Below are 4,312 nucleotides of genomic sequence, written 5' to 3'. Positions count from 1 at the left end.
CAACGGAGATTCAAGATGATTAAAAAGTGTTACCTATGTCATTAGACTAAAGTGTTACCTATGTCCCCGTTCGTACAGAGAAGGTGAGGATGAGGGTGAAGGCCCAAGATTCGACATGCCATGGCATGTCGCTACGTTAATCGGGCACGATAAAGGCTGAGGGGGCGAATGAAAAAAAACGAAAGGATAAAAGAAAAAATTACAAGATGAGGTCCTCACGGCTTCATAGGGCGAAGCCTCAGGATGACGAATTAAAGGCACCCTCCCCGCCGTAAAACAGCACCGGTCGAACAAGGAGGGGAATTGTTAAATTCATTCCCCCATTGAGGAGGGATTAAGGTGGGTGTGCCTTTCTTATTTTTATGTTAATCACTTTTCATTTATTTATGTATTTTCAGGATTGAATACAAGTTAAATTATTTGTTTGAGTTAAAAGAATCTTGAAGTCGGATTTTTAATCGGGTATATCTCTTGAGTGGTTGGTTATTACGAACTGCAATTGCAATTGCTTTTTTACTGCCCACTAAAACCACCAATTTTTTGCCACGAGTTATTGCCGTATAGAGAAGATTCCTTTGTAACATCATGTAATGCTGGGTAAGTAATGGAATAACAATAGCTGGATATTCGCTCCCTTGAGACTTATGAATGGAAATTGCATAGGAGAGAACAATTTCATCAAGTTCGGAAAATTCGTAATTTACTTCTTTTCCATCGAAATTTATGGCCACTTCTTGAATTTCACGATCGATTTTAGTTATTTTACCAATATCCCCATTATATATATCTTTATCGTAATTATTTCGAATTTGCATGACCTTGTCCCCTATTCGAAAAATGTTTCCACCGCGGTTGATTTCGACTTTGGAGGAGGGATTAAGACTTTTTTGTAATTCGACATTGAGGTTGGCTGCCCCTATTAAACCACGGTGCATAGGCGAAAGAACTTGAATATTCTCTAAGGGATGGAATCCAAAAGTTTTTGGGATTCGGTGACAACAGAGATCCAGAATAGTTTGCAAAGCCTTTTCTGGTTCATCGCAAGGGAAGAAGTAGAAGTCCTGAGGTTTACCAGGTGAAAAGTCAAGGAGAGGGAATTGACCATGATTAATGCGGTGAGCATTCAAAATAATTAAACTATCTTGCGCTTGTCGAAAAATATTTGTTAGTCGCATGGTAGGGATCACTTCAGATTCAATCAAATCACGAAGTAAATTCCCAGCCCCTACTGAAGGAAGTTGGTCAACATCTCCAACTAAAATGAGAGTGGCATTTGGAGGGATAGCTTTGAGAAAATGATACATTAAAATCGTATCGATCATCGAGGTTTCATCAATAATAAGTACATCAGCATTCAAAGGATTTTCATGATTTTTCTTAAACTGGTTATCTTTAGGAGAATACTCCAATAGCCGATGAAGAGTTTTAGCTTCAAATCCAGTTGCTTCAGTCATTCGCTTGGCTGCTCGACCGGTAGGCGCAGCTAAAAGTATTTGATAACCCAATTTTTTATACAGGCAAATTATGGCTTTAATCAGAGTGGTTTTTCCGGTACCCGGTCCTCCAGTTATGACCAATACTTTTTCAGATAGTGCAGCGTGTAAAGCCTGCTGTTGACTTTCATCTAAGTTAATACCTAATTCTTTAGATACAATTTGGTGGGTTTTCCCCAACCCAAACAACGGAATAGTTTTGGGAAACTCAATGAGTGCTTTTAACCTGTCTACGATTCCGGTTTCAGCAATATGGAATGGAGTAAGATAGACTCCCTCTTCATGATCGGATATTTCTTCAATAAATACCGAATCTTGGCCAGATAAGTTTGAAAGGGCTTTTTTGGCTTCATTTTCCTCGACATCAAGGATTTCATGACATTTTGATAAGAGAGCCGAGGTTGGAACGTAAACATGACCATTTTCAGCAAATTTGTTAAGAGTGTAAAGTATACCAGCTTCAATTCGTGCCGGAGCGTCCTTAGGGTGACCTAATTTTTGTGCAATTCGATCAGCAGTGATAAAGCCGATTCCGAAAATATCAGTTGCTAATCGATAGGGATTCTCTTGAACGGTTTTAATCGAGTTCTGTCCATATTGTTTATATATTTTTACTGCATAAGAAGGACTTACTCCATGTTCTTGGAGAAAAATCATCACGTTTCGGATATCCTTTTGCTCATCCCAAGCTTTTTTGATCATTGCTATTCGCTTGGTTCCAATGCCTTCAACTTCTTGCAATTTTTGAATATCCTTTTCGATGATTTCCAATGTTTCGATTCCAAACTTATTAACCAGCCTCTTCGCCATGACTGGACCAATGCCCTTAATGAGACCGGAACCTAAATATTTTTCTACACCTTTTACTGATGCCGGGACAACCGATTCATAAGATTGAATCAGGAATTGTTCGCCATATTTTGGATGATTTTTCCATTCTCCTTGAAGCTTTAAAATCTCTCCAGGAGTTATGGATAATAAATTACCAACAATAGTAATGAGTTCCCGGTTTCCAGAAACTTTCATTCGGGCTATGGTATAGCCATTTTCTTCGTTATGAAATGTTATTCTTTCAACTTGTCCTTGAATTTCCATGTAGCTTTTACCTCGGATATTCACTTGATTTCATTATAAACCATTAGAAAATGTAGATTTGTTTATATTGATCATTATAATTGAAACTTTTAAAATCAAAGACTCAAGAATCAAGGCTCCCTTTTATGCCTTTTAATCCCAGCAAAACTCAGATTTTATTAAGTAATAGGGAAGAATATTGGAGGTTAATGGTTATCTGTTAAAGAGCAAAAAAAAGATTGAAAAATATTACTTAGAATAATTGGAGGTAAAAAACATGAAAGAAAAACTTGTATTTCCTGATTTTCACCTCAAAGGTTATGTTCCAGAAACCCAAAGAGAAGAAGATTTTTCTTTGAATAGCTTTAGTGGAAAATGGGTAATATTTTACTTTTATCCTCGAGATGCAACCCCAGGTTGTACCAAAGAGGCAATTGCTTTTACTGAAAAGTTAGAAGAAATTCGTTCCAAAGGAGTAGAAGTAGTTGGTGTGAGCACTCAATCGGTGGAGAGTCATCAAAAATTTGCCAAAAAATATAATTTGAAGCACATCCTTTTAAGTGATGATGAGAGCTTATCAAAAAACCTTGGTATTCTTGGGGTAACTGGTACAGCAGCGCGGACGACCTTTTTAGTTGATCCTCAGGGATTTATTGTTAAAGATTGGAAAAAAGTAAAAGTTGCCCAACATGTTGAAGAGGTTCTGGAAGCGATCGATGAACAATGCAATTGTTAAATCACCTTTGATTCATAAGTCTCTTATTGATTTTCATGATTGGTTTTATGTTTTTATTGAAAAAAGAATAAATCGATTCGTAGTCCAGGTTAACTTTGGTGACGGAAAATCTCGGCAAGTTGCCACCAATAATCCCGGAAGATTATCGGAATTGATGGTCGCGGGACGAAAGGCGGTTTGTATCTCTAATCCTCAAGGCAAAACTGCTGGAAAACTAATAGCAATCCAAGATGATTTTGGATGGGCTTTCATCGATACCTTTTTTCAAATGAGAGCATTTGAAATGGCAGTGCAAAAAAAATGTATCCCCTGGTTAGAGGGTTATACTCTCCTAAAGAGAAACCCCCGCTTAGGTGAAAGCGTTCTCGATTATTGGTTTCTGGACTCTTGTGGTGAAACTGTGTTGTTGGAATTAAAAAGTGCCGTCTATCGACAAGGTCGTTATGCCACCTATCCTGATTGCCCTTCGACGCGAGGGCAAAGACATATCAAAGAATTAACAAAATATGCTCAGAATGGGGGGAAAGGATTAATACTATTTATTGCATCATTAGCTGAAGTTGATGCTTTTCGCCCTGCTGTAGATGGTGACCCGGAAGTGGGGCGATTACTCCGTTTAGCGGTTGATACTTCGCCATTAGAAATTCGAGCATTGTCATTACTGTATGACCCTGAAAGTGGATTAAAAATGGGAAATCATGATTTGCCGGTAATCATCCAATAAATTAGATGGTTTTGACGGCAATCAAAACCAAACGATGATAAAATTTTGCTGGAACCAGTAAGACTATTTTCCGATGCTTAGCTTCTTCACTTCAAGATAGGAAATATTGATTACTCAATTCATAATTCGTTATTCAGAATCTAAATCTGTAGTTCAAAATATTAATAGGATAGACCCTCATGCTGCTTTACAGCACCAGATGAGGATGAAAATACTTAACCAGGAATCGTTCCCCCCTCAATGGGGGAATGAATTCAACAATTCCCCTCCTTGGAGGGGTGCCGC

At 38.0% G+C, this 4,312-nt stretch carries 3 protein-coding genes; 2 read left to right on the top strand and 1 reads right to left on the bottom strand.

From position 1 onward, the window contains the following. Positions 1–416: 416 nt before the first annotated feature. Positions 417–2,588: an SF1B family DNA helicase RecD2 gene (recD2, locus tag PLK24_RS08930; RefSeq protein ID WP_324478328.1), complete on the bottom strand. Its 2,172-nt coding sequence runs from the start codon at positions 2,586–2,588 to the stop codon at positions 417–419. 256 nt (positions 2,589–2,844) lie between these two features. Here recD2 and PLK24_RS08925 point away from each other — a divergent pair, with 256 nt between their 5' ends. Continuing rightward, the gene (locus PLK24_RS08925) at positions 2,845–3,303 is read left to right on the top strand and encodes a peroxiredoxin (protein ID WP_324478326.1); all 459 of its coding nucleotides are present in this window, start codon (positions 2,845–2,847) and stop codon (positions 3,301–3,303) included. After that, the gene (sfsA, locus tag PLK24_RS08920; protein WP_324478324.1) at positions 3,284–4,027 is read left to right on the top strand and encodes a DNA/RNA nuclease SfsA; all 744 of its coding nucleotides are present in this window, start codon (positions 3,284–3,286) and stop codon (positions 4,025–4,027) included. The genes PLK24_RS08925 and sfsA overlap by 20 nt, the downstream gene beginning before the upstream one ends. Positions 4,028–4,312 lie beyond the last annotated feature (285 nt).

The organism is Atribacter sp. (assembly GCF_035418125.1).
Taxonomy (GTDB): Bacteria; Atribacterota; Atribacteria; order Atribacterales; family Atribacteraceae; genus Atribacter; species Atribacter allofermentans.
The sequence above is the reverse complement of the archived record's forward strand: the minus strand, read 5'-3'. Positions and strand labels throughout refer to the sequence as shown.

Coding starts and splice junctions, on each gene's coding strand:
- sfsA (WP_324478324.1), top strand. CDS start 3,284: ATGAACAATGCAATTGTTAAATCACCTTTGATTCATAAGTCTCTTATT.
- recD2 (WP_324478328.1), bottom strand. CDS start 2,588: ATGGAAATTCAAGGACAAGTTGAAAGAATAACATTTCATAACGAAGAA.
- PLK24_RS08925 (WP_324478326.1), top strand. CDS start 2,845: ATGAAAGAAAAACTTGTATTTCCTGATTTTCACCTCAAAGGTTATGTT.